Below are 24,584 nucleotides of genomic sequence, written 5' to 3'. Positions count from 1 at the left end.
GGCAGGTCAGGCGATGGTCGCCAGGGCGGCGCGGACGCGCTCCACCACGGCCTTGACCGCCGGCTCGCTCAGCTCGGCGTACGTGGGCAGATTGATGCCGCGCCGACTGAGGTCCCCGGTCACCGGACAGTCCGCGCCCGGATCGTGATGCGCCGGCAGGTCCGGGATCGGCACGAAGAACGGGCGGGTCTCCACGCCGAGCCGGGTGAGCGCACGGGCCAGCGCATCCCGGGACGTGGCGTCCCCCTCGGCCCCGACGAGGAACGCCGCCATCCAGGGCGCGCGGCGGACTCCGGCGGCCACCGGCTGCGCCGACAGCGTCGGCTCGTCGGCCAACTGCTCCTCGTAACCGGCGATGACCCGGTCCCGAAGGGCGATGATCTCGTCCGCGCGCTCCAGTTGGGCGCAGAGCAGCGCGGCGCACAGGTTCGTCATCCGGTAGTTGTAGCCGAGCACCGGGAAGTAGTACCGACGGTGCGGATCCATGCCCTGGTTCCGGAGGAGACGCATCCGCTCGGCGAGGGCCGCGTCGGAGGTGGTCACGCAGCCGCCCTCGCCGGACGTGAGCACCTTGTTGCCGAAGAAGGAGAAGGTCGTGACGTCGGCGAGCGAGCCGGTGGGCCGCCCGTCGAGGGTGGCGCCGAACGACTCCGCCGCGTCGGCGACCAGGAGCAGACCGTGCTGGTCGCAGAGTTGCCGCAGGGTGGTGTAGTCGGCCGGGTGTCCATACAGGTCGACGGCGATGACCGCCCGGGTACGCGGGCCGATCGCGGCGCGTACCGCCGCCGGGTCGACGCACCAGCTCTCCGGCAGGACGTCCACACAGACGGCACGCGCACCGCAGTACGCCACGGCGTTGGCCGTCGCCACGTACGTCAGCGCGGGGACGACCACCTCGTCCCCGGGCCCGATGCCCGCCGCCGCCAGGACCAGGTGCAGCGCGACCGTGCCGTTGCTCGTCGTCAGCGCGGTGCCGGCGGCGCAGCGACTGGCGAACCGTTCCTCGAAGTCCCGCAGGTACGGACCCTGCGACGAGATCCACCCGCTCCGCAGCGCGTCCAGGACGTACCGCTCCTCCAGCGTGGAGAGGCTCGGTCGGGCCACCGGATAGGTGTCGTCCGCGATGCTCATGGCCCGTCACCCCCGCTGGGCGCGGTGTCGTTCGCCGCCGTGACGAAGGGGGAGCGGGGCACCGGGCCCGATCCGCCCCGCGCCGCCCAGGCGAGGACGTCCAGGTAGTCGCGGCCGGTGGCCGCCCACGTGCGGGCGGCCAGTCGGTCGTTCGCCCGTCGGGAGGCCGCGGCATAGCGTTCCCGGTCGTCGAGGAGGTGCCGGACCGCGTCGGCCAGGGACCGCGGGTCCCGCGCCCGGAAGACCGCCGCCTCGGCGCGGTTGAACTCCAACTGGTCGCGCAGCGGCTCGACGTCGGCGCAGGCTACCGGGAGCCCCCAGGTGAACGCCTCCAGCATCGCGCCGCTGGCCGCCTCCCAGAGCGAGGGTACGACCACCGCGTCCGCCCTGGCGTAGATGGCGTTCAGCTCGTCGAGGCTGACGAAGCCGGGAAAGGACACCCGGCCGCGCAGGTCGGCCTGGGCGGCGCGGGCGAGCAGTCGGCTCGCCTCGGGCTCGACCAGCGGCCCCGGGCAGCTCAGGCGGCAGTCGGGCAGCAGGGCCATCGCCTCCAGCAGCGTGGCGTGGTTCTTGTGCTCCGCGGTGGACGACGGGTAGACCAGCAGCCCCGGTTCGGGTCGCGCGCGTGCGCGTTCCGGCGCCGGTTGGAACGCCGGGGTCGGGATGAGCACGGTCCGCTCCGCGGCCTCCGGGAAGAGACGCAGGGTTTCCCGGTACGGATGGGGCCAGGTGACCACGATCGCCGCCGCGCGGGCCACGTTCTCCCGGACGACCGCCGCGAAGCCGGGGGCGTGGAACTCGGTCCGCAGGTGGCGGGTGTCGTGCAGGACGACGACCGAGGGGCCCGACCCGATCGGGGCGGAGTGGAACGGGTACAGGGTGACGTCGGTGTCGGCGTGCCGTACGACGGACCGTTGCCGGACCGCGTTGACCGCCGTGCGGACCGTGCGGGAGTTGCGCACCGCCGTCGGCGTCCACTTGCGCAGCAGTTGGCCGGTGGGGTTGTCGGAGCGCAGCGGCTGGGTCACCTCGGTCCAGCCGATGCGTGCGAAGGGCACCTGTTCCCGCCACGGGTCCAGCGTGCCCCGCAGGATGTTCACCCGCAGCTCGCAGGAGTCGTCGGCGGCCATGCCGTTCAACAGGCCGTAGGTGAAGGCTTCCAGCCCTGCGGCGTGACCGGGACGGATGGGTGCGGCGTCGACCGCGACCCTCACCGGTCCACCCGGATCAGTCGCCCCATCCGCTCGTCCTCGAGCAGTTGCCGGTCGGCGTCGACCATGATCCGGACCAGGTCGCTGAAGAGCGTCTTCGGGGCCCACCCCAGGACGCGTCGGGCCTTCGCGTAGTCGCCGACGAGGGCATCGACCTCCGCCGGGCGGAAGTAGGCGGGGTCCAACTCCACGTACCGCTGCCAGTCCAACCCGATCCGGTCGAACGCGGCCTCCACGAATTCGCGCACCGTGTGGCCCTCACCGGTGGCGACCACGTAGTCGTCCGGGGTGTCCCGCTGGAGGGCGAGCCACATCGCCTCGACGTACTCCGGTGCGTAGCCCCAGTCCCGAACGGCGTCCAGGTTGCCAAGGTAGAGCTTGTCCTGGATGCCGGCCTCGATCCTGGCCACCGCACGGGTGATCTTGCGGGTCACGAAGTTCTCACCCCGGCGTGGGCTCTCGTGGTTGAACAGGATGCCGTTGGCGCAGAACATGTTCCAGGATTCGCGGTAGTTCACCGCCGACCAGTAGGCGTACACCTTGGCGCAGGCGTACGGGCTGCGCGGGTGGAACGGGGTCTCCTCGCGTTGCGGGGGTGGGGTCGAGCCGAACATCTCCGACGAGGACGCCTGGTAGAACCGGCAGCCGACGTCGGCGGAGCGGGCCGCCTCCATCATGCGCAGCGCCCCGAGGCCGGTGACGTCCGCCGTGTACGTGGGGATGTCGAAGGACACCCGGACGTGGCTCTGAGCGCCCAGGTTGTAGATCTCGTGGGGGCGGATGTCCCGGATCAGCGCCGTCAGCGAGGCCGGGTCGGAGAGGTCGCTGTAGTGGAGGAAGAGGCGGGCGTCGCCGCTGCGCGGATGAACGTCGACCTGGTCGATCCGTTCGGTGTTGAAGGAGGACGATCGCCGTTTGATGCCGTGCACCGTGTATCCCTTGTCGAGCAGGAACTCCGACAGGTAACTGCCGTCCTGCCCAGTGATGCCGGATATGAGCGCCGTTCGTGACATGAACTCCCTCTCCTGCTGGGCCAATTTCCCCCGCGATTCCTTATATCGCTCTCGACGGCGGCGCCACTCGGGTTTCATGTAACTGGCGGAATTTATTCTTCTCGCCCAACCTCCCAGCTCGGTTGAGAGAAGGATCAGTCACGTATCGAGCGTTCGATCGTTGGGTGAATCGATCCTGTGGCACGAGCGAGGAGTGCGGATGGCCGGCGACCCCACCCCGGCGGCAGACGCTCGGGAGCGCTTGGCTTCGGCCAACGCAAACAAATTCCACGTCCTTGTCACCGCCGGCTATTTCGCTCCCGGTTGGCGGGCCGGAGGGCCGGTCCGGTCCATTGGCGAAGTGCTCGCTCTGGCCAGCGACGACATCGAGACGTCGATGTTGACCCGCGACCGCGACCTCGGATGCCGCGATCCCTATCCGGGGCTTTCCGGGCGTTGGGCCCGGGTCGGCCGGACGAACGTCTTCTATCTCGGTGTGCGTCGGCCGGAGCACTGGAGGTCGCTCTGGCGTTCGCTGCGCGCCGACCGCTTCGACCTGCTGTACGTCAACAGCGTCTGGTCGACCTTCTCCATCCTGCCCATCGCCGCGGCCCGGCTCGGGCTGCTGCGGGTGGGCCGTATCCTGGTCGCCCCCCGAGGTGAGTTCGGCGCGGCCGCGCTTCGGGTGCACCGACTCCGTAAGCGGGTCTTCCTGGCCGGCTGGCGGTGGATGCTGCTCAACCGTCGGGTGCTGTGGCACGCCACCACGCCGGTCGAGGCCAACGACATCCAGCGGGTGCTGCCCCGGGCGCGGATCGGTGTCGTCGCGGTCAGTCGCGGCCCCGAGCCGCGGGCGGAGCCGGTCGAGATGCTCTCGACCCACCACGCGCGGCTGGTCTTCATCGGACGGATCTCGCCCATGAAGAACCTCGACCTGGTGCTCGACGCGCTCGCCTTCGTGCCGGTGCCGGTGCGGCTGGACATCTACGGCCCAGTGGAGGACCCGGCCTACTGGCGACGGTGCAGGGAGCGCCTGGCCGAGCTGCCCGACTCGGTCGCCGTCAGCTACCGGGGCGAGTTGCCGCCCGAGCAGGTCCGCCCGACCTTCTCCCGCTACGACGCCTTCGTCATGCCGACCCGCGGGGAGAACTACGGCAACGCCATCGCCGAGAGCCTCTCCGCATGCTGCCCGGTGGTCTGCTCCGACCGGACACCGTGGACCGACGTGCTGCGCGACGGCGGCGGACTGGTCCTGACCGAGCTGACCCCTGTCGCGCTGGGGGCCCTCGTCACGCAGGTGGCGACCGCCACCCCGGAGCAGCGGCACGCGGCCCGGATCGAGGCGGGCGCCGCCTATCGCCGGTGGCGGGCGACCAGAGCGCCGATAAGTGTTCTCGACCAGGCCCGGCGGGTGATCCACGACCCGGCGCAGCGGGAGCCCTGTCCACTGCCCGCCCAGCGGGCCGAACCCGTCCAACTGCCACCAGGAGGCGTCAAGTGACCCGCGTGATGACCGTCGTCGGTACCAGGCCGGAGATCATCCGGCTGGCCCGGGTGATCGACGCGCTCGACCGGACCGTGGACCACACCCTGGTGCACACCGGGCAGAACTGGGACCCCTCGCTCTCCGACGTCTTCTTCAGCGAGTTGGGGGTCCGCGCGCCGGACGTCTTCCTGCGGGCCGACACCCAGTCTCTCGGCAGCCTCCTGGGTGCCGTCCTGGTCGGTACGGAGAAGGCGATCACCGAGCTGCGCCCGGACGCCCTGCTGGTGCTCGGCGACACCAACAGCGCGATCTCGGCGTTGATGGCCCGGCGGATGAACGTGCCGGTGTACCACATGGAGGCGGGCAACCGCTGCTTCGACCTGAACGTGCCGGAGGAGACCAACCGCTGCATGGTCGACCACATCGCCGACTTCAACCTGGTCTACTCGGAGCACGCCCGGCGCAACCTGCTCGCCGAAGGGCTGCACCCGCGTCGCATCCTGCACACCGGCTCGCCCATGCGTGAGGTGCTCGACCACTACCGGCGGCAGATCGAGGCGTCCACCGTGCTGGCCCAACTCGAACTCGAACCGGGCGGCTACTTCGTCGTCAGCGCGCACCGGCAGGAGAACGTCGACCACCCGGACCGGCTCCGCCGACTGCTGGAGTGCCTGCGGGCGGTCCGCGACGAGTGGCGGTTGCCGCTGTTGGTCTCCACCCATCCGCGTACCCGTAAACGGCTGGAGGCGATCGCCGGCGATGGCCTGCACCTCGACGGTGTGGCGTTCCACGAGCCGTTCGGCTTCTTCGACTACGTGACCCTGCAACGCAACGCCCGATGCGCCCTCTCGGACAGTGGCACCGTCAGCGAGGAGGCCGCGATCCTCGGATTCCCGGCGGTGACCCTGCGCGAGTCCATCGAACGGCCGGAGGCGCTGGACAGCGGGGCGATCGTGATGACCGGCCTCGATCCGGACGGGGTCGTGGAGGCCATCCGTGTCGTGGTGGCGCAGGTGGCCGAGGGCTCGGTCGCCTGCCCGCTCGACTACCAGGTCCCCGATACGTCACGCCGGGTCGTCGACTTCATCCTGTCGACCGTGCGCCGCCATCACGACTGGGCGGGCATCCGCCGCTGACCGCTCCACCGGGCGGGCCGGCACGCCCGTCACGACGACGCCCGGCGGTACGTCGCGGGTCACGCAGGCGCCGGCGCCCACGGTGGCGTCCCGGCCGACGGTCAAGTTCGGCAGGATCGCGGCAGTGGTGCCCACCAGCACGCCGTCCTCCAGCCGGCAGTACCCGGAAACCGCGGCGAGCGGATTGACCGAGACGTAGTCACCGAGCACCGTGTCGTGCCCGACCGTGCAGTTCTGGTTGAGGTGCACGTGCCGCCCCAGCAGCACGTTCGTGGTGACCCGGGCGCCACCGGCGGCGAACAGCCCCGGCTGGTGGACGCAGTCGGGGCCGATCTCCGCGGCCGGATGCACCACCGTGGCCGCCGGCAGGCCGTACCGGGAGATGGTCTGGTCGGTCTCGCGGCGCAGCCGGGGGTGCCCGACGCCGAGCACCACGTGGGTACTGGCCGGTTGGGCGGCCAGCCAACGGGTCGGACCGAGGAAGGCGACGCCGAGGCGGTGTACCGACTCGACGTTTCGCTCGGTGGGGTAGTCGTCGACGAAGCCCAGCACCCGCCAGGATGTCGTACCGCCCGAAACGGTATTCAAAAGGCGAATTACCCCATATGCCTCTCGGCCCATCCCGCCGGTGCCTACGATCACTACGTCGGTCGTCAACCGCGGCTCTCCCTCGGCTACGGAGAACGTTGGCCGCTCTCCGTCATCTGAACCGGTTACCGGTGCCGATGGTGACGGGGTGAGCGGCGACGCCCTGGCCGATCCTCGCGCGTTCCAGGTGCGCAGACGTGCCCGCACCGACGCCGGAACAGGATTTCGGAAGGTGAGCCCAAGGTGAACGAGCTGGCAATGACGCGTGCGCCCGACAGCACCGCAACACCGAGCGGCACGGCGCGATCCACGACCACGACGGGGTACCGGGTGCTCGCCACCGCCCGCGTGTTCGAGCCGGGCTTTCGTGGCGGCGGGCCGATCCGCTCGCTGCGGTTCATCCTCGACACCCTGCCGGACGACCTCGACGTCACCCTGGTCACCGGGGACCGGGACCTCTGCTCGTCCACACCGTACCCGGGCCTGTCCGGGCGGTTGGTACGCCGCGACGACCGCTGCGCCATTTTCTATCTCGGCACGTTCGCGCTGCGGCACTGGGTGCGACTGGCGCGGCACGTCAGGTCCCGCCCACTCGACCTGGTCTACGTCAACAGCCTCTGGTCGCTCTTCTCGGTGCTGCCGATCCTGGCGGTGGCGCTGCGACTGGTGCGGGCCCGCTCGATCATGCTGGCCCCGCGCGGCGAGCTCTCGCCCGGCGCGCTCGCCATCAAGGCCCGCAAGAAGCGGCTCTTCCTCGCGGTCTGGGCCCCGCTGCTGCGCCGGCTCGGCGTACGGTGGCAGGCCTGCAGCCGGCTGGAGGAGGACCAGATCCGCGCGAACATGCCATGGGCGCAGATCATGGTGAACGGCAACGAGTGCCCCATCCCGGAACAGCCGGCACCCCGGGCCGTCGCGCACGACGGGCCGCTGCGGCTGGTCTTCGTCGGCCGGATCTCCCCGATGAAGAACCTGACCAGGGCGTTGGAGGCGGTCGCTGGCGCCACGCGCCCGCTGGAGTTCGACATCTACGGTCCGCGGGAGGACGAGCAGTACTGGGCGTGCTGCCGACGACTCATCGACGCGATGCCCGACCATGTGCGGGTCCGCTACCTCGGGGAACTGGCGGCGGACGAGGTGATGGCGACCTTCAGCCGGTACGACGCGTTCCTCTTCCCGACACGTGGCGAGAACTACGGGCACGTCATCCTGGAGAGCCTCGCATCCGGCTGCCCGGTGGTCTGCTCCGACGCGACGCCGTTCAGCGACCTGATCGCGGCCGGCGGGGGAGCGGTGGTCCGGCCGGCCTCGGCGGCGGGCCTGAGCGAGACCCTCGACCGGCTCGCCGACCGGTCCGCCGGGGAGCGCGCCGAGGCGAAGGAGACCGCGGGTCGGCGGTACCGACTTTGGCGACAGCAGCTCCGGGAACCCAACGTGCTGGACCACGCCCGACAGTTCTGCGGCTGATCCGCCCGGCCGTGACCGCGTCACCCGGGCTGGAGCTGGTTCGTTGCAGTGAGGGGTCCGCGTGGGCGGGTCCGTCGTCCGCCACCCCACCCGGTTCCGATGAGCGAGGACAGCAGGTGCCCAGTCGCGTTCGTACGATGGTCCGACGAGTCTCGGACCACCTGGCCGCCACCCGGAATCCCGAGGCCTTCGCGCGGTCCCTGGGGGTGAAGCTGAACGGACGGGTCAGGTTCTACGGGATCAGCCGGGCGATGTTCGGCTCGGAGCCGTGGCTGATCACCATCGGGGACAACGTCTACATCACCTCCGAGGTGCAGTTCGTCACCCACGACGGCGGCACGCTGATCCTGCGCAAGGACCACCCCGACCTGGACTGGACCGCCCCGATCACGATCGGCGACGACGTGTACATCGGGATGCGGTCGATGATCCTGGCCGGTGTCACCATCGGAAACCGGTGCGTCATCGGGGCAGGTTCGATCGTCACGCGCGACATCCCCGACAACACGGTGGCGGCCGGTGTCCCGGCGCGCCCGCTGCGGAGCACCGACGAGTACCTCGAACGGTTGCAGGCCAAGTCGCTGGGCATCGGGCACCTCCCCGTCCCGGAGAAGCACGAGGCGATGAAGAAGATCTACGGGGTGACCACGGTCTGAGTCCCGCCGACCCGCTCAGGCGCGCCGGTACGCGACCCGCGGTGGCGGTAGTTGGTGCACTCCGGCGATGGTGATGGCCCCCAGGGCGCCGGTCGTCCCGGTCACCTCGTACCCGAACCGGTCGCCGGTCATCGCCGCCGAACTGGTGCCGAGATTGAGGCCGGTGGCCACACCCGTGCTGCTGGCACGCAACGTGGGCGGCGTGACGCCGCTGGTCTGCCACACGTGCCCGTACCAGTGCCAGCCGGCGGGCAGCAGCACGGGGACGCTCAGCACCGACTCCCTGATTCCGACGGACGTGACGGCGACGCTGCCGAAGTCGGCGACCGGGCCGAGGGCGGCGGGACGACCGGTGGCCGGATCGTGGGCGTACACGCCGTGCCGCAGCACCCCCGAGCCCGCGACGGTCACCTCGACGCACACCCGGTCGACCGGGGTGGGCTCGGCCAGGTACACCGGATGCAGCAGGAGCGACTGATAGGTGCCGGCGTAGGTGACGTCCTGGGTCGGGCCGGCGAGGGCCAGGAAGTAACTGCCGCGCGGGCAGGTCGTCCCGGGCAGTGGCCCCACCTGCGCCGGGCCGGCCTCCGCGCGCCACATGCCGTAGCCGGTGGGCACGGCCATGCCGTACGAGATGCCGGCCACCGCGACCCGGTCCGGCACGGTGAGATTCGTCGGCCCCGCCGGGACCAGCAACCGGTGGAACAGTTGCGGCGCCGCCATCTGGGTCTGGGCGACCGCCTCGACCCGTTCGATCATCACGAAGTCGTTGGCGGAGTCCGACACGACGATCTCGGTGGCCGCCGAGGGCGGCGCCAGGTAGCGCCGATAGGCGGTACCGGTCACGGACTCGCCCGCCTCCAGGGTGCGACCCCACACCAACTGCGGATAGTTCTTCTTCAGGCTGGAGCTGATGAACCAACTCTTGGCCGTGGTGTGCCGGGACCGGATCTCCGGCACGCCGTCGGCGACCGGCAGCAGACCGACGGCGATGCCCCACTGCTGGACCTGGCCGCTGTTGACCACCCACTGGGTCATGCTGCTCGCCGGCATCAGCCGGTTCGTGAGGGTCGCCGGAGTGAAGTCGGTGAGGGCCGCGAGCGTGTCGATGTTGGCCCACACCGACCAGTTCAGACCGCCGGCCGTGCCCACGTTCGGCATGAACTGCCGGCGGGAGCCGCCGGCCACCGGGGTCAACGGACCGCACTGGGTCACCCCGGCGTTCAGGGCGAAGCGATCCAACGCGGCCACCGTCTGCCCGACCAGCAGACCCCCCTGCGACCAGCGGTAGACGTTCGAGATGCGGCACAGGGACGGGATCCGCGACATGATCGTGGCGATGGGCGTGCCGACGTTCGCCCGCGCGGTGTCGATCATCCCCTGGTAGGACGGGATCACGTAGGACTCCCGGATGGTCAGCTCCTGCCCCGTGAACCGGCCGTCCGGCACCGGTCGTCCGTCGAGTTCGACGGTCACCGCGTGGGAGTGGGTGGCCGGTCGGATCTGCACGTCGGGCGTCAGACCCGTGATCGGCACGGTCGCCGTGTGGGTCGCCCCCGAGAGGTGCACGAGCGGCGCGGCCGGTTTGACCCGGGCGCCCTGCGCGATGCCGTCGACGATCGTGTACGGGTTGCCGAACAGCAGGCTGTCCGCGTTGGTGATGGCCAGCAGGGTGAAGGTTCGCGTCCCGTCGGTCCACTGCGAGCCCACGTCAACCGTCGTCTTGCCGTGGTTGGTGACGACGATCTGGTTGCCGACGTTGTAGCCGTGGTTGCCGCCGACGTACGACCAGCCGGTGTTGATCGGGCAGTTGTCGTCGGAGGTGTCGTGGATCTTCGTCCCGACGGCGGACATCACCGGCCACACCTGGGCGTCGGTCGCGGTCGAGGGCACGAGGGTGACCTGGGGTAGACCCGAGTGCCACATGCCGACCATCGCCTCGGCGTACGCCAGGTTGGCCGGCATCACCAGGTCCCGCGTGCTGTCGAAGCGGGACCTGACGGACATCAGGGCGTTGGACCGGTAGACGATCAACTCGGACATGGTCGGCACCTCCGCCACGAACGCATGACGATGAACTTCACTGTGCGCCGCCGCGGCGAGGCTGGCCGTTTTCGGTCAGCACCCGGACAGGGTGAAATTCCCGCTGTCGCCGTCACGTGTCCCGTGTTCACTCGATGAACAGGTGATCTGCGTAAACGGGGGTTTTCATGCGCATTCTGATCACCGGCGGAGCCGGTTTCATCGGGTCCAATCTGGCCCGCGCCGCGATGGTCGAGCCCACCATCGGCGGGGTGACCGTCCTCGACGACCTCTCGGTCGGGCTGCGGACCAACCTCGACGGTCTGGACGTCGAGCTGATCGAGGGCTCGATCCTGGACCCGGCCGCCCTGGACGCCGCGATGACGGGTCGCGACGCGGTGGTCCACCTGGCCGCGTTGCCCAGCGTCCCCCGCTCGCTGAGCGACCCGTTGGCCTCCCACCACGCGAACGCCACCGGCACCCTCATGGTGTTGGAGGCGGCCCGACGACACCGGGTCGGGCACGTCCTCGTCGCGTCGTCCTCGTCGGTGTACGGCATGAACCCGGCCCTGCCCAAGACCGAGCTGACCTGGACCCGCCCGATGAGCCCGTACGCGGCCAGCAAGCTCGCCACCGAGGCGTACGCCCTGGCCCACCAGGCGTCGTTCGGGCTGCCGACAGTGGCTTTCCGCTTCTTCAACGTGTTCGGCCCGGGGCAGCGACACGACCACGCGTACGCGGCTGTCATCCCCCGCTTCGTGCACGCCGCTCTACGCGACGAACCCGCGGTGGTGCACGGCGACGGGACGCAGTCGCGCGACTTCACCTACGTCGGTACGGTCTGCGACGTCATCCTGGACGCGGTCCGCCGCCGCGTACACCACCCGCACCCGGTGAACCTCGCCTTTGGCGCGCGCGCGAGCCTGCTGCGGGTCCTCGACGAGCTCGAGTGGTTGTGCGGCCGACCGATCGTCCGCGAGTACGCGCCGCCACGCACCGGCGATGTCGCGCACTCCCTCGCCGACAACGCCGCGCTGCGTCAGCTCTTTCCGAACGTCGCACCTGTCGCCCGTACGGAGGGCCTGCGGGCGACGGTCGAGTGGATGGCCGGTCGGTTGGACGCCGAGCGTGCCGTAACCGCCGCGCCACGGTGACCCGGGCAGCGAGTCGGGCCGTACCGGAGCCGCTGGCCCGTGTGCCGGCGGCCGCGCCACCGACCGGAGTCACGCTCGCGCCCGGCGAGCCTCCCTCGGCGGCGTCGAAGGATCGGGATCGCTCCGTCACGGTGGGCATCGCCGCCGCGATGGTGGCGAAGGGCATCGGCCTGGCCGCTCCGCTGGTCATCACCCCGGCCTGCTTCCGGTTCCTCGGCGACCAACGGTACGGCCTCTGGATGGCGGTCACCGCCCTCACCGGGATGGCCTGGTTCGCCGATCTGGGACTGGGCAACGGGCTGCTCACCCGACTCAGTCACCTGGCCGACGACCCGAAGCAACAGGCCCGGGAGGTCTCCAGCGCGTTCGCGACCCTCGGTGTGGTCGCGCTGGCGCTGCTCGCGGGTCTCGTGCTTGTCGTACCCGTGGTGTCCTGGGCCGCGCTGTTCAACGTCACCGACCCAGGTGTCGCCGCGGAGGCGCCCGCCCTGGTCCTGCTCTGCTTCGGCGCCTTCGCGGTCAACATTCCGCTCTCGTTGGTCCAGCGGGTCCAGTACGCCCGTGGCCAGGTGGTGCAGAGCAACATCTGGCAGTCGGCCGGCGCGCTGTCGGGCATGGCGGCCGTGCTCGGCGCCATCGCCGCCGGGTGGCGACCAATGGCGGTCATCGCCTGCGCGGTGCTGGCCGTGCCGGTGACCAACCTGCTCAACTGCGTGACGTACTTCTGGTTGCAGGATCGCGGACGACGGCCGGCCCCGAAGCTGGTGCACCGGGCCACCGCGGTCGGCCTGCTCCGGCTGGGTCTGCGGTTCTTCGCGCTCACCACGATGTCGGCGATCGCGCTGAACGTGGACAGCCCGCTCGTCGCGAACGTCCTCGGGGCCACCACGGCGGCGCACTACGCGGTGGTGGGGAAGCTGTTCGGCGTTCTTTCGATCTTCGTCGGGCTGGTCGGTATGACGGTCTGGCCGGTCAACGGTGCGGCTCTGGCGCGGGGCGAGGTTGCCTGGGTGCGTCGCAACACGCGCCGCATGGTGCTGCTCTACGGGGGGATCGTGGGGGCGGTCGGGGTCGTGCTGGTCGGCTACGGCCACCGGCTGATCGACCTGTGGGTGGGCGGCATCGACCGCACCGAGATCCCCGTCGCGGTCCTGGTCGGGCTGGCGAGCTGGTCGCTCCTGATCGCGGTCACCTCACCGCTGATTCTGGTGCAGAACAGCATCGGGTTGCTCCGGCCGCAGTTCGTCGGCTGGGCCGCGTTCCTGCTGTTGGCGACGGCGCTCAAGGTCTGGGCGCTGCGGCGGTTCGGGCTCGCCGGCCTGCCGGTGGCGGCCTGTGTCGCGTACGTGCTCACCATGTGGCCGGCCGTGTTCGTGGGGTACCGGCGGGCGGTCACCAGGGGAGCGGCGACGTGACCGGGGAGTGCCGGGTGCTGCGGGTCGTCGGCGAGCTGAACTTCGGCGGCACCGAGATGCGTACCGCCGAACTGCTGCCCCGGCTCTGGGCCGCCGGCGTCCAGGTGCACCTCGCGACGCTCAGCGACCACATCGGGCCCGGCCCGCTGGCCGGGGTCGTCAGCCGGCACGGCGGCACGGTCACCCCGATCCCGCTCGACCTCCGCTTCGCCGCCCGCTTCCTCGGACTGCTGCGGCGGCTACGCCCCGATGTGGTGCACGTCGACTGCGCCAACTTCTCCGGGGTGCTGCTCGCGCTCGCCGCCCTGCGCGGTGTGCCCGTCCGCGTCGCCCACTTCCGGGGCGACGACAACCAGCACCGCGACCTGCGCCGACGCGTCTACCGCTGGGCCTTCCGGCGGCTGCTGCGGGTCTTCGCCACCGACATCCTCGGCGTCTCGCCCAGCTCGCTCGCCGTCGCCTACGACCCGCGCTGGCACACCGATCCTCGCTGCCGGGTGGTGCTCAACGGACTTGACCTCGACCGGCTGCGTCGCCCCAGTCCGGACGACCTACGCGAGTTGATCGGCGCGCGCCCGGCCGATCTGGTCTGCGTCAGCGTCGGCCGGGCTTCGCCGGAGAAACGGCGCTGGCTCCTCCCGCCGATCCTCGCCGAGTTGCGGGCACGGGGAGTGCGGGCGCACGCGGTCCTCATCGGGCCGGGCGACGACGTCGACGACGAGCGCGTCCGGGCGGCGGCGGCCGCCGCCGGTCTCGCCGAGCGGGTGCACCTGTTGGGCCCGCGCGACGACGTGGGCGGGCTGGTGAGCCAGGCCGACGTGGTCGTCCACCCGTCCTGCCTGGAAGGGCTGCCCGGGGGCGTGCTGGAGCCGGTCGCCCTGGGCATCGGCACGGTGGCCGCCGACCTGCCGGGGGTGCGCTTCATCGACGAGCATCTGTCCGGCGTGACGATCGTCGACACCGAGGCCGCGCCGAGGCAGTGGGCGAACGCGGTATGCGTGGCGGCGACGTACACCGAGCAGACCTCGGCCTCGACGGCGGCGGAACGGTTCACGCGCAGCGTCTTCGCCATCGACACGGCGGTCACCACCCACCTGGCCATCTACCGCCGGTGGGTGTCGAGCCGCCCGCACCGCCCGGCGCGGCCCCAGCCGCCCGCCTTCTCGACACGGGGAGAGAGATGAACGATCAGACAACGGTGCTCGGCCGGCAACCGCGACCGGCGGCCGGGTCGACCGCTCCGGCCGCCCGGCCGCGTCCACTGCTGGTGGGCGCGTACGCGTTCCCGTACGGGGACGCCACCTCGAACCGGCTGCTGCAACTAGCCCGTTGCGCCGCGCCCGAGGGTGCGCGCACGCTCGTCGTCAACGACTGGCCCTGTGAGGTGGCCTTCCCGGCCGGGCAGCTCGGCGCGGCCGGCATCGACCTGGTCACCTTGCGGATCCGGGGTCGGCACCACCTCACCCGCGCGTCGGCCCGGCTGGCCCGGCCGCTGCGGGTCCTGCGGGCCGTCCGCCGGGCCCGCGTGGGTCGTGGTGACGTGAGCGTCGTGCTGTTGCCGATGGCCCTGCTGACCCTCGGCAACTGGGCGACCCTGCGCCTCGTGCTGCGCTGCCCGGTGGTGGTGGACGCCAGCGAGCGCCACGACCGACGGCAGTTCCGCCGCGGGTGGCTCACCCCGTACTTCGTCCGGCACCGCTGGTCGACGTTCCTGGCGACCCGGCTCGTGGATCGGGCCACGGCGGTCTCCACCACGCTGGCCGACTACCTGACGGGCCACGGCCTGGACGTGCTGGTGGTGCCGCCGCAGGTGGACTGCGACGAGTTCCGGGCACCGCAACCACCCCCGATCAGTGCCGGCCTGCGCCTGCTCTACGCCGGCACACCCGGGCGCAAGGACATGCTCGACGTGATCCTGCGGGGGCTCAGCCGGCTCACTCCGCAGCAGCAGCGGCGGGTCAGCCTCACGATCGCCGGGGTGAGCGCGCGGGACGCCGCCGCCCACTCCGACCTGGACATGACGGTGCTGGACGCCGTCTCGGCCGAGGTGCGGTTCCTCGGTCGCGTTCCGCGCGAGACCGTGCTGACCCTGCTGTCGGAGTCGCACTTCTCGATGCTGGTCCGCCCCACCGACGGGTACGCGGCCAACGGGTTTCCGTCCAAGGTGCCGGAGAGCCTTGCCGCCGGGTGCCCGGTGCTGCTCAACCACACGAGTGACCTCGCCGCCTACGTCCACGACGGCATCGAGGGTCTGGTGCTCGACGGCAACGGCCCGGACGACGTCCGGGCGGCCATCGAGCGGGCGTTGCGGCTGCGCGACGAGGAGTGGACGGCGATGAGCGCGGCTGCCCGTTCGCGGGCCCGGGAGTCGTTCGACCACCGTGCCTGGCGGGACCGGGTCAGCGCCTTCGTGACGGCGGGCCGGGGCGACTGAGGCGAGGCCCGCCGGCCGCTTGCACGCGCCCGGGCATCCCGGGGTGTCCATCGGCGCTGCCGGCGGGCACTCAGCGCAGCAGGACGGTGGGCCGGCGCGGCGTGGCGTCGTCGAACATGCTGGCCCGCTGCCGGCGCGCCTCCGCGTGGGGCAGGTTGGCGTGAGCGGCCTCCCGGCCGGCGGGTGCCCGATCCTTCGGCAGGTGCAGCAGCGCGGCGGCGACCACGGTCCAGAACACGTACGGATAGGTCTGGCCCGTGCCGAACATGGCCGACTCGGTGACCTGGATCAGCAGGCCGGTGACGACGAGCCAGACCAGCCCGGCGTCGGCCCGCCGGACCGGGGCCCGCACCGCGACCCGCCCGGCGGCCACCAGCAGCACCACCAGCGGTGGCACCGCGACGAGCCCCAATTCCAGCAGCAGCTGGAGGTAGCTGTTGTGCACCACGCTGACGCCGGCGGTCCCGAAGAACTCGTCGGCACTGGCCAGCTCGAACAGGTGATTCCGCGACGCGTACCCGAAGCCCAGCGTGGGCCGGTTCTGCCACCACAGGTCGATGGTCGTCTGCCACATCTGGGTCCGCCCGTTGGACAGGTCGCCGCCGGTGGGATCGGTGAAGCGCATGACGAACTGGCGCATCCAGGGTGCGGCGAAGATGGTGGGCAGCAGGTTGAGCAGGTATGCCACCAGCAGCAGGGCGGTCGCCCCGGCGGCCAGCCGGACCACCCGGCCGAGCCCGTGGCGCACCACGAGCCAGAGCGCGCCGACGAGCACGGCGATCAGCGCGGTACGCGACTGGGACAACAGGAGGCTGACGGCGGCCGGCGCCATGCCGAGGAGCGTGACGGGCCGCCGGGACTGCCGGTGGACGGCCCAGCCCAGCGGAATCGTCAGGGCGCACACGATGCCGAGCATGTTCGGGTTGTTGTAGAGGCCTTGGAACCGCGTGACGCTGGAGGTCGCCGCGACGAGCGTGCCGTCGACGAACCCGATGCCGAGGCTGACCACGATGGACGCGGTGAGGACCAGGTAGACCACGCGCAGGTCGGCCATCATGACCGCACGATCGGGCCATCGACGCCGGACGAGTACGTGCACCAGGGCGGCCAGGAGCAGCAGCGCGACGCCGCGCTGGAGGGTCTCCATCGGAACCACCGACCAGGCGAAGCTCACCGTGGCGAGACCGGCCATCGCCCAGAGCGCTCCGACGAACACGCTGGTCCAGGCATCGCTGCGGGCCGGCGTCCGGACCGGGAGGCAGAGGCCCCAGAGGACCAGGCCGCTGACCGCCGCGTACCGAGGGTAGAAGCTGGCCTCGACGAGCGCCGGCACGTTGGACGAGGCGCACACCAGCAGCCCCATGGTCAGGGTCAGCATCCACCGCCATCCGTCGACCCGCCGGCTGAAGGCGAGCAGCAGCACCAGCGCGACCAACCCGGTCGCGACAAGCGGGGCGGTGATGGCGGTGATGGTGGTGACCACCACCAGACACGTCGCGACGACGAGCAGGCCCAGTTGACCCATCCGGTTTCCCACGTGATGTCCTTTGAAGTCCGGCCGCCGGCGTTGCCTGCGGTCGTTGGGTGGACCGCCCTCAGCGAGGCAGGTCCTGTAGGCCCGGTTGGGCCGTTTCGTCAGCCCAGCGGGCCCTGGCGGCGTGCATCGCCCGGATCATGTCCGGCCAGTGCGGCGGCCGGTATCCGGTGGCCTTGGCGAGGGCGTCCGCGTTCATCGACCGGTCGCAGGTGAACTCGTCGTCCGGGACGATGTCGCCGGGCCACCCGTACACCTCGGCGATCAGGCGGAGCAGGTCGTACTTGGAGATCGGTTCGGCGGCGACGTGGTAGAGCCCGGCCAGCTCCGTCCGGGGCAGGATCACCGTGCGGAGCAGTCGGGCGAACTCGACGGTCGTCACGCCGCTGTAGATGGCCCTCGTGAAACCGCGTACCTGGCCTCGCTGGGAGAGGAACCAGTCCACGAGTGAGCGGTTCGTGACCAGCTCGTGCCCGATGATCGAGGTGCGGAGGGTGAGCGCGGAGACCCCGCGCGCCTCGCCCAGCAGCTTCGACCGCCCGTACAGGTCCGGCGGGTCCGGCAGGTCGTCCTCGACGTAGTCGCCCCGCCGGCCCGAGAAGACACAGTCGGTGCTGACGTGGATCAGGCGACTGCCGAGGTGCCCGCAGGCCTCGGCGAGCAGGTGGGGAAAGAGCGCGTTGAGGGTGACCGTCTGCACCGCGTCCTGCACGTCCGGGCGTTGCTTGATCACACCCACGCAGTTGACGACGACGTCCGGCCGCAGGTCGTCGACGATCTGCCGGACCTCGTCGAAGTGGGTCGCGTCGACGGCCGGGGTGATCCGGTCGAGCAGGCGCGGCGGGTACCACCCTGCGCGGTCCTCGATGCTCCGGGCGACGCCGTGGACGTCGAGGTCCGCATCGTCGCTCAGCTCCCGCAGGACAGCGTGGCCGAGCATGCCGGTCACGCCGACGACGAGGACCCGTCGCGTCGGGCGCGGCTCGTCCTCGCCCGGGCCGCTGCGGCGGCGGGGGACGAACTCCGGTCGCCGGCCACCGGTGCCGGTGTTCATGCCGTTACGACCGCCGCCGCGGCCTCGACCTGCGCCCGTACCTCGGGCAGCGTCAGCAGCAGCGCCTCGATCTCCGGTACGGACAGCCGCCGGGCGTTGTGCGAGTGGAAGTCGGCCATGTTGCCGCTCTCGACGTCGCCCTCCTCGAAGTAGAGGGAGTAGTTGAGGTCACGACTGTCCACCGGCACCCGGAGGAACTCGCCGAGATCCTCGACGTGGGCGAGTTCCTCGCGGCTGGCCAGCGTCTCGTACAGCTTCTCGCCGTGCCGGATGCCGAGCACGTTGAACTTCGCCGGGACGCGGAACAGGTTGCACAGCGCGGTGGCCAGATCGCCGATGGTGCAGGCGTCGGCCTTGCGGATGAAGACGTCGCCTGGCTGGCCGTACCGGAAGGCGTGCTCCACAAGATCGACCGACTGCGGCAGGGTCATCAGGAACCGGGTCATCGACGGCTCGGTGACCGTCGGCAGGCCGCCGCGCAGGATCTGGTCGATGAACAGCGGGATCACCGATCCGCGCGAGTACATGACGTTGCCGTAGCGCACGCAGCAGACCCGGGTACGCGCCTGGGGATTGTTGCGGGAGTGCGCCTGCGCGACCTTCTCCATGAGCGCCTTGGTCATGCCCATCGCGTTTACCGGATAGACGGCCTTGTCGGTGCTCAACAGCACCAGCGCCTCGACGCCGACGCGTTCACAGGCGTCCACCACGTTCGCGCTGCCGAGCACATTGGTGCGCACGGCCTCCAGTGGGAAGAACTCGCACGAGGGGACCTGCTTCAGGGCCGCGGCGTGAAAGACGAACTCCATTCCCCGCGCGGCCTTGAGCACACTGTCGTAGTCGCGGACGTCACCGACGTAGTAGCGGACCCGATCGTCGCCGAGGCGGTGCCGCATCGCGTCCTGCTTCGACTCGTCCCGGCTGAGTACGCGCACCTCGGCGGCCCCGGCGTCGAGCAGTCGGGAGACCATCGTCTGACCGAAGGATCCCGTGCCACCGGTGATCAGGAATCGCCGGTCCGAAAGCGAGGAAACCACATCTTCTCCTGCCTGTTTCCCGAAGGCCATCCTCGGGATTCGGATTCTCGTCGAACGCGACCCTACGCTTGCCCGGAAGGTGTCGTGACCGCTTCCGCCAAAAGCAATTCGAGGCGCATTCACCTTCAATCGAGGCGACAAATACGCGAGCACGACTCGGCGCGCCGAAGTGGTCGTCCGGCTCCATTGTCGACGCGCCGGAGCGCCCTATCGTGAAAGTCGGAAGCGGTGCTCGAAATGGTGGTATGCGTTGTCCATGGCAAAAGTTGCTCTCCATGCGGCACACACGCGCGTCGGCGCCTCCGGCCCGACGACCGGTCGGGAGACGCCTCGGGACGGCACCACGACGCGGCGACCGTACGATCGCTGGAAGCGGCTTCTCGATGTCATCGGCGCTCTCCTCGTCCTGTCGCTCGGCGCCCCCGTACTGGCCGTGGTGGCCCTGGTGGTGCTTGTGGCACACGGGCGGCCGGTCCTGTTCCGGCACACCCGCCCGGGGCTGCACGGCGAGCTGTTCGAGGTGGTCAAGTTCCGGACCATGCGCCACCCCGATCCGGATCGAGGGCTGGTGAGCGACGCGGATCGGCTGACCCGGGTGGGCCGCTGGCTGCGGGCCAGCAGCCTCGACGAGCTGCCGGAGTTCTGGAACGTGCTGCGGGGCGAGATGAGCGTGGTCGGTCCCCGCCCGCACCTCGTGCGCTACCTCAGCCTCTACAACCCGGAACAGGCCCGACGGCACGACGTGCGACCGGGCATCACCGGGCTGGCCCAGGTGCGGGGCCGCAACGCGCTGGACTGGGACGCGAAGTTCACCTACGACGTCGAGTACGTCGACCGCCGCTCCTTCCTGCTGGACCTGCGGATCGTCCTGGCCACGATCTGGGTGGTGCTCGGTCGCCAGGGCATCTCCGCGCCGGGCGCGGCCACCTGGCACGAGTTCACCGGTAACCCACCCGCGCAGGCGACCGTCGACCACGATTCCGCCCACCGGCGATGAACCGGGTCCTGCTCCTGGGGGCCGGTGGATTCCTCGGCCGGCACATCCGGACGGCGCTGGCCGCCCACGCCACCGTCCGGTCGATCACCCGGGCCGAGTGTGACCTGGTCCGGGTCGAGCTGCGCGACCTGACCGCGCTCGTCGCCCGGGAGCGACCGGACACGGTGGTGACGGCGGCCGGACGGATCGTCGGCTCCGGCCACGACTTCGTACAGGCGCACGTGGTGGCGACCGCGAAGCTGATCGAAGCGGTGGCCGCCGCCGCTCCCGGAGCCCGCCTGATCCGGATCGGCTCGGCCGCCGAGTACGGCACCGTGCCGCACCGCCTCGCCGTCAGTGAGGAGTACCAGGGCACACCCGTCAGCGAGTACGGCCTCAGCCACCTGGCCGCCACCCGCTTGGCGGAGCTGGCCGGCGGGGCGGGCCGACTCGACACGATGGTGTTGCGCGTCTTCAACCCGGTCGGGCCCGGGATGCCGGCGGGCAACGTGCTCACTCGGGTGACCGCGATGGTGAGGTCGGCGGTCGCCACCGGATCGGAGGACATCGCCGTGGGCCTGCACGACACGTACCGGGACTTCGTCGACGTCCGGGACGTCGCCTCGGCGGTCCTCGCCGCGGCGACCTGCCGCCCGGGGCCCGCCCGGGTCTTCAACGTGGGCAGCGGCAGGGCGGTGGCGACGCGCGATGTCGTCCGGTTGCTGGCGGAGGCGTCCGGCTTCACCGGTGACATCCGGGACGGCAGCTTCGCGCCGGACGCCGATCGCTCAGCCGCCGTGCCGTGGATGTGCGCCGACATCGAGCGCGCCAACCGGGTGCTCGGGTGGACGCCCGCACACGACCTCGGTGATTCGCTGGCAACACTGTGGCAGGCCGACGGCGACCAGCCCGCCCGTCCCGTCGCCGGCTCGGCAGCGAGGTGAAGCCCATGCGGATCGGGCTGCTCAGCCAGTGGTTCGACCCGGAGCCGGGCGCGGCCGCGCTCCCCGGGATGCTCGCCCGGGCTCTCGTCCGCCGAGGACACGAGGTCCAGGTCCTCACCGGGTTCCCCAACTACCCGACCGGCGAGTTGGCGCCCGGCTACCGGGTGACCCGTCGGCTCGACGAGGTCGACGGGGCGACCCGGATCCGCCGGGTGGCCCTCTATCCCAGCCATGACCGCTCGGCGCTGCGTCGGCTGGCGAACTACGGCTCCTTCGCCGCCTCGGCGCTGGTGTCCGGCACGTCGGCGCTGCGCGGCGTCGACGCCCTCTGGGTCGGTAACTCGCCGATCAGTGTCGCCCTGCCGATGTGGTTCACCCGGTACGTCCAGCGGGTGCCGGTGCTGCTGCACGTGCTGGACCTGTGGCCCGACAGCGCGGTGGCCAGCGGCTTCATCGGCACCGACCGGGTGTCCCGGATGATCGGGCGGGGGATGACCAGCTGGTGCGGTGGGATGTACCGCAGCGCCGGCCGGGTCGCGTACGTCTCGCCCAGCGCCGCCGACCTGCTCGCCAGTCGAGGCGTACCCCGGGAAAAGCTCGTCCACATTCCGGTGTGGGCCGACGAGACGTCGCAGACGGGCGTCGCGGACCTGCGCGCCGAGTTCGGGCTCCGCGAGGACCAGGTGGTGCTGGTGTACGCCGGCACGCTCGGTGAGGCGCAGGGGCTCGACTCGCTCATCGACGCCTGCGCCCGGATCAACGATCCGCGCCTGGTCTGCCTGATCGCCGGCTCCGGCACCACCGAGGACCGGCTGCGCCGTCGGGCCGAGGAGCTGAACGCGACACACGTGCGGTTCCTCGGGCGGCTGCCCCGGGAGCGGATGCCCGCGTTGATGGCCACCGGTGACGCGCACTACGTGAGCCTGCGACCCGGCGGCATGTCGGCGTACACGATGCCCAGCAAGGTGCAGGCCACCCTCGCTGCCGGGCGGGCCCTGCTGGTCGCCGCGGAGGGGGACGCCGCCGCCGTCGCGCACGAGAGCGGCGCGGGCATCACCGCCCGACCCGGTGACCCCGACTCGATCGCCGACGCACTACGGGAACTCTGCGGCCTGGGCCGGGAGAAGCTGGAGCTGCTCGGTCAGGCCGGCCGGGCGCACTACGACCGGGTCTTCTCCCTCACCGCCGGGGCCGAGCGGGTCGAGCAGGCGCTGTGCGAGGCGGTGGAGAGCCACCGACGGCGCTGACCAGGTGCAGCACGTCTCAGAGTGGGCAGCTCGTCCAGACTGGTGGCGCGCGGCCACCGCCCGAGCGGGGTGAGCCGATCGCGGTCTCCGACCAGGCCGAGGCTCCCGTTGTGGCCTCGGCCTTGTGCAGTTCCCGGCCTCGACGGGGCGAGCTGTAGAGTCGCGACGGCCGGTCGGGCGAGGGAAGCACCGGCCGGACCGGCGAGGGGATGGCGCGTGCTGCACCTGAGGGTGATCACCCCGGAGAGCAGGACGACGGAGGTCGTCGACCTGCTCTCCGCAGAGGCAGGAGTGACTCACCTCGCCGTGCTGCCGGGTGCCGCCCGGCAACCACCGGGTGATCTCATCCTCTGCGACGTGGTGCGGGAGAGCGCGGACCGCGTGCTGCGGGAGTTGCGGCGACTCGGCGTGGACACCAGCGGCGGCATCGCGGCCGAGGACATCGAGCTGACCATCTCCGCGGCGGCCGACCGGGCGGCGGACCGGGCGCCGGGCAGTGGCGCGGACGCGGTGGTCTGGGACGAGATCGCCGCGAAGACCGGCGAGCAGACGGAACTGTCCGGCACGTACCTCGTACTGATCGTGGTGGCCACCATGATCGCCGGCATCGGGGTGCTGCTGGACCAGCCGATTCTCATCGTCGGGGCGATGGTTGTCGGTCCGGAGTTCGGCCCCCTCGCCGCGCTGTGCGTCGCGTTGCTGCGCCGCCGGCTCGGGGTGATCGGCCGTTCGGTGCAGGCTCTCGTGGTCGGCTTCCTGGCGGCCATGGTGGCGACCGTGCTGAGCACCTGGGCGCTGACCGCCGCCGGCCTGGTCAGTCGGGAGATGCTGCTCGCTGAACGCCCGCTCACCGACTTCATCTGGCGGCCGGACGCGCTGTCCTGGGTGGTCGGTCTCCTCGCCGGCGTGGCCGGGATGCTCTCGTTGACGTCGAAGAAGTCCGGCAGCCTGGTCGGGGTGCTGATCTCGGTGACGACGGTCCCGGCCGCGGCGAACGTGGCGGTGGCCGCCGCCTACGGCGTATGGGACGAAGCGGGCGGCTCGGCACTCCAACTGGTGATCAACCTGAGTGCGATCGTCCTGGCCGGACTGCTCACCCTCGTGGTGCAGCAGGTCTGGTGGTGGGGCCTGGCTCGCCGGTCCCGTCGTCCAGCAACCGGGTGAGCAGCGTCCGCAACGGGATCGACTCGCCGTCGCGGCCACCGGCTCCGACCACCAACGGCGCCGGGCTGGGTTCCGGGTCGGCGCCGAACAGCCGGGCCCGCAGACCGCCGGGCACGGTCAGCAGATGGAACCGACCGGCCACGTCCACCGCCCGGGTTTCGGCCCGGTCGACGTACCAGCCGTTCAGCCTGGTCCGGTAGCGCCCGCGCCCGTCGTAACCCCGAGCGACCAGCCGGGTGGTGCGCAGCCCCCGCCGGGTCGCCTCGGCCACGAACCAGGCCACCAGCTTCGCCGCCTCGGCCTGCTCGGCGGCCCGCCGCCGCGCGTCCGCGTCGGCGTGCGCCCGCACCGCCTGCTGCTGCTGCTCCCGCCACGTCCGGCCGTCCGGCTCACTCACGACGCCGACGGTACGCACGGGGCTCAGTCGAGCGGCCCGCAGGGTGCCCCGGCCATCACCACGTTGGTCTCGACGTAGTACGGCAGCGCGCTGATCGCCTGCTGTAGCCCCGCCCCGCCTCGCCCCGCCTGCGTCGATCTTGCAGTTTCGGTCGTCGAAAAGCCTGGAATGCCGCCTATGCCGGCGCAGAAAGTGCAAGATCGCGGCCAGGCTCGGTCGATCATGGAGTTGTGGTGTCCGGCTCGGGTCGTGTGCGGGCGATTTGTCGCCCACCGCAACTCCATGATCGACCGGGCGGCGCGGGGTTGAGGTGCTGAGCGGGTTAGGCCAGGCCGGCGCGGCGCAGGGCTTCGGCCATCGCGTCGTTGGCCGGCGCCGGTGCGCCCTGCCGCTGCTGCCCGCCGCGACCACCCTGCCCGCCGCCACGGCCGCCCTGGCCTTCGCGACCACCCTGCCCGCCGCCACGGCCGCCCTGGCCTTCGCGACCACCCTGCCCGCCGCCACGGCCGCCCTGGCCTTCGCGACCACCCTGCCCGCCGGAC

The 24,584-nt window shown here is 71.3% G+C and carries 22 protein-coding genes; 13 read left to right on the top strand and 9 right to left on the bottom strand.

Annotation, left to right across the window (positions count from 1 at the left end):
* Positions 1-6 precede the first annotated feature (6 nt).
* Genes ABZ272_RS13880 through gmd form a run of 3 tightly spaced genes read right to left on the bottom strand, consistent with a single transcriptional unit; the run spans position 7 to position 3,355 of the window.
* A complete protein-coding gene (locus tag ABZ272_RS13880) occupies positions 7-1,131 on the bottom strand; it encodes a DegT/DnrJ/EryC1/StrS family aminotransferase (protein WP_355050301.1) in 1,125 nt (374 codons plus the stop codon).
* Positions 1,128-2,345 carry a glycosyltransferase gene (locus tag ABZ272_RS13875; RefSeq protein WP_355050300.1) on the bottom strand — a complete coding sequence of 406 codons (1,218 nt, stop codon included), beginning with the start codon at positions 2,343-2,345 and terminating at the stop codon, positions 1,128-1,130. Before ABZ272_RS13875 ends, ABZ272_RS13880 begins: the two co-directional genes overlap by 4 nt.
* Entirely contained in the window at positions 2,342-3,355 is a 1,014-nt protein-coding gene (gene gmd, locus ABZ272_RS13870) for a GDP-mannose 4,6-dehydratase (RefSeq protein ID WP_355050299.1), read from the bottom strand. Before gmd ends, ABZ272_RS13875 begins: the two co-directional genes overlap by 4 nt.
* A gap of 340 nt (positions 3,356-3,695) precedes the next feature.
* On the opposite strand from gmd, the gene ABZ272_RS13865 reads away from it, so the two are divergent.
* Positions 3,696-4,835 (top strand): glycosyltransferase family 4 protein, encoded by a 1,140-nt coding sequence (locus tag ABZ272_RS13865; RefSeq protein ID WP_355050298.1) that lies wholly within the window; start codon positions 3,696-3,698, stop codon positions 4,833-4,835.
* Positions 4,832-5,956 (top strand): UDP-N-acetylglucosamine 2-epimerase (non-hydrolyzing), encoded by a 1,125-nt coding sequence (gene wecB / locus ABZ272_RS13860; protein ID WP_355050297.1) that lies wholly within the window; start codon positions 4,832-4,834, stop codon positions 5,954-5,956. Before ABZ272_RS13865 ends, wecB begins: the two co-directional genes overlap by 4 nt.
* On the opposite strand, the gene ABZ272_RS13855 is transcribed toward wecB, so the two are convergent.
* Positions 5,885-6,598, bottom strand: coding sequence for an acetyltransferase (locus tag ABZ272_RS13855; protein WP_355050497.1), 714 nt, complete (start codon positions 6,596-6,598; stop codon positions 5,885-5,887). The genes wecB and ABZ272_RS13855 overlap by 72 nt on opposite strands.
* Positions 6,599-6,787: 189 nt before the next feature.
* Between ABZ272_RS13855 and ABZ272_RS13850 the strand changes: the two genes are divergently transcribed.
* Both ABZ272_RS13850 and ABZ272_RS13845 read left to right on the top strand, forming a co-directional pair.
* Positions 6,788-8,008 carry a glycosyltransferase gene (locus ABZ272_RS13850; protein ID WP_355050296.1) on the top strand — a complete coding sequence of 407 codons (1,221 nt, stop codon included), beginning with the start codon at positions 6,788-6,790 and terminating at the stop codon, positions 8,006-8,008.
* A gap of 137 nt (positions 8,009-8,145) precedes the next feature.
* Entirely contained in the window at positions 8,146-8,664 is a 519-nt protein-coding gene (locus tag ABZ272_RS13845; protein WP_355050295.1) for an acyltransferase, read from the top strand.
* A gap of 15 nt (positions 8,665-8,679) precedes the next feature.
* Here the strand turns inward: ABZ272_RS13845 and ABZ272_RS13840 are convergent, their stop codons facing one another.
* The gene (locus ABZ272_RS13840) at positions 8,680-10,707 is read right to left on the bottom strand and encodes a hypothetical protein (protein ID WP_355050294.1); all 2,028 of its coding nucleotides are present in this window, start codon (positions 10,705-10,707) and stop codon (positions 8,680-8,682) included.
* A 167-nt stretch (positions 10,708-10,874) separates the two neighbouring features.
* Here ABZ272_RS13840 and ABZ272_RS13835 point away from each other — a divergent pair, with 167 nt between their 5' ends.
* Genes ABZ272_RS13835 through ABZ272_RS13820 form a run of 4 tightly spaced genes read left to right on the top strand, consistent with a single transcriptional unit; the run spans position 10,875 to position 15,689 of the window.
* On the top strand, positions 10,875-11,840 hold the full coding sequence (locus ABZ272_RS13835) for an NAD-dependent epimerase/dehydratase family protein (RefSeq protein WP_355050293.1): 966 nt from the start codon (positions 10,875-10,877) through the stop codon (positions 11,838-11,840).
* Positions 11,837-13,255, top strand: a complete 1,419-nt coding sequence (locus ABZ272_RS13830) for an oligosaccharide flippase family protein (protein WP_355050292.1) — start codon at positions 11,837-11,839, stop codon at positions 13,253-13,255. Before ABZ272_RS13835 ends, ABZ272_RS13830 begins: the two co-directional genes overlap by 4 nt.
* Positions 13,252-14,439: a glycosyltransferase gene (locus tag ABZ272_RS13825; protein WP_355050291.1), complete on the top strand. Its 1,188-nt coding sequence runs from the start codon at positions 13,252-13,254 to the stop codon at positions 14,437-14,439. The genes ABZ272_RS13830 and ABZ272_RS13825 overlap by 4 nt, the downstream gene beginning before the upstream one ends.
* Positions 14,436-15,689: a glycosyltransferase gene (locus tag ABZ272_RS13820; RefSeq protein ID WP_355050290.1), complete on the top strand. Its 1,254-nt coding sequence runs from the start codon at positions 14,436-14,438 to the stop codon at positions 15,687-15,689. Before ABZ272_RS13825 ends, ABZ272_RS13820 begins: the two co-directional genes overlap by 4 nt.
* A gap of 70 nt (positions 15,690-15,759) precedes the next feature.
* On the opposite strand, the gene ABZ272_RS13815 is transcribed toward ABZ272_RS13820, so the two are convergent.
* From ABZ272_RS13815 to ABZ272_RS13805, 3 genes are read right to left on the bottom strand one after another with little or no spacing between them, the layout of a single operon-like run.
* Positions 15,760-17,226, bottom strand: a complete 1,467-nt coding sequence (locus ABZ272_RS13815; protein WP_355050289.1) for an O-antigen ligase family protein — start codon at positions 17,224-17,226, stop codon at positions 15,760-15,762.
* A 58-nt stretch (positions 17,227-17,284) separates the two neighbouring features.
* The gene (locus tag ABZ272_RS13810; RefSeq protein ID WP_355050288.1) at positions 17,285-18,277 is read right to left on the bottom strand and encodes an SDR family oxidoreductase; all 993 of its coding nucleotides are present in this window, start codon (positions 18,275-18,277) and stop codon (positions 17,285-17,287) included.
* A complete protein-coding gene (locus tag ABZ272_RS13805; protein WP_355050287.1) occupies positions 18,274-19,314 on the bottom strand; it encodes a polysaccharide biosynthesis protein in 1,041 nt (346 codons plus the stop codon). The genes ABZ272_RS13810 and ABZ272_RS13805 overlap by 4 nt, the downstream gene beginning before the upstream one ends.
* 256 nt (positions 19,315-19,570) lie before the next feature.
* Between ABZ272_RS13805 and ABZ272_RS13800 the strand changes: the two genes are divergently transcribed.
* From ABZ272_RS13800 to ABZ272_RS13785, 4 genes are all read left to right on the top strand, one after another.
* A complete protein-coding gene (locus ABZ272_RS13800) occupies positions 19,571-20,311 on the top strand; it encodes a sugar transferase (RefSeq protein WP_355050286.1) in 741 nt (246 codons plus the stop codon).
* A complete protein-coding gene (locus ABZ272_RS13795) occupies positions 20,308-21,234 on the top strand; it encodes an NAD(P)-dependent oxidoreductase (RefSeq protein WP_355050285.1) in 927 nt (308 codons plus the stop codon). The genes ABZ272_RS13800 and ABZ272_RS13795 overlap by 4 nt, the downstream gene beginning before the upstream one ends.
* Positions 21,235-21,239: 5 nt before the next feature.
* Positions 21,240-22,481: a glycosyltransferase family 4 protein gene (locus ABZ272_RS13790; protein WP_355050284.1), complete on the top strand. Its 1,242-nt coding sequence runs from the start codon at positions 21,240-21,242 to the stop codon at positions 22,479-22,481.
* Positions 22,482-22,697: 216 nt separating this feature from the next.
* Positions 22,698-23,645: a DUF389 domain-containing protein gene (locus ABZ272_RS13785; RefSeq protein WP_355050283.1), complete on the top strand. Its 948-nt coding sequence runs from the start codon at positions 22,698-22,700 to the stop codon at positions 23,643-23,645.
* Here the strand turns inward: ABZ272_RS13785 and ABZ272_RS13780 are convergent.
* Entirely contained in the window at positions 23,575-24,042 is a 468-nt protein-coding gene (locus ABZ272_RS13780; protein WP_355050282.1) for a hypothetical protein, read from the bottom strand. The genes ABZ272_RS13785 and ABZ272_RS13780 overlap by 71 nt on opposite strands.
* A gap of 310 nt (positions 24,043-24,352) precedes the next feature.
* Here ABZ272_RS13780 and ABZ272_RS13775 point away from each other — a divergent pair.
* Positions 24,353-24,584, top strand: a 232-nt coding sequence (locus ABZ272_RS13775; protein WP_355050281.1) for a hypothetical protein, incomplete at its 3' end; no start/stop codon positions are given.

Origin of the sequence: Micromonospora sp. NPDC005979, from assembly GCF_040614415.1 — a bacterium.
Taxonomy (GTDB): Bacteria; Actinomycetota; Actinomycetes; order Mycobacteriales; family Micromonosporaceae; genus Micromonospora.
This window is presented reverse-complemented; position numbering and strand designations above follow the sequence as displayed.

Coding starts and splice junctions, on each gene's coding strand:
- ABZ272_RS13820 (WP_355050290.1), top strand. CDS start 14,436: ATGAACGATCAGACAACGGTGCTCGGCCGGCAACCGCGACCGGCGGCC.
- ABZ272_RS13880 (WP_355050301.1), bottom strand. CDS start 1,131: ATGAGCATCGCGGACGACACCTATCCGGTGGCCCGACCGAGCCTCTCC.
- ABZ272_RS13835 (WP_355050293.1), top strand. CDS start 10,875: ATGCGCATTCTGATCACCGGCGGAGCCGGTTTCATCGGGTCCAATCTG.
- ABZ272_RS13795 (WP_355050285.1), top strand. CDS start 20,308: ATGAACCGGGTCCTGCTCCTGGGGGCCGGTGGATTCCTCGGCCGGCAC.
- ABZ272_RS13840 (WP_355050294.1), bottom strand. CDS start 10,707: ATGTCCGAGTTGATCGTCTACCGGTCCAACGCCCTGATGTCCGTCAGG.
- ABZ272_RS13790 (WP_355050284.1), top strand. CDS start 21,240: ATGCGGATCGGGCTGCTCAGCCAGTGGTTCGACCCGGAGCCGGGCGCG.
- ABZ272_RS13800 (WP_355050286.1), top strand. CDS start 19,571: ATGGCAAAAGTTGCTCTCCATGCGGCACACACGCGCGTCGGCGCCTCC.
- ABZ272_RS13845 (WP_355050295.1), top strand. CDS start 8,146: ATGGTCCGACGAGTCTCGGACCACCTGGCCGCCACCCGGAATCCCGAG.
- gmd (WP_355050299.1), bottom strand. CDS start 3,355: ATGTCACGAACGGCGCTCATATCCGGCATCACTGGGCAGGACGGCAGT.
- ABZ272_RS13810 (WP_355050288.1), bottom strand. CDS start 18,277: ATGAACACCGGCACCGGTGGCCGGCGACCGGAGTTCGTCCCCCGCCGC.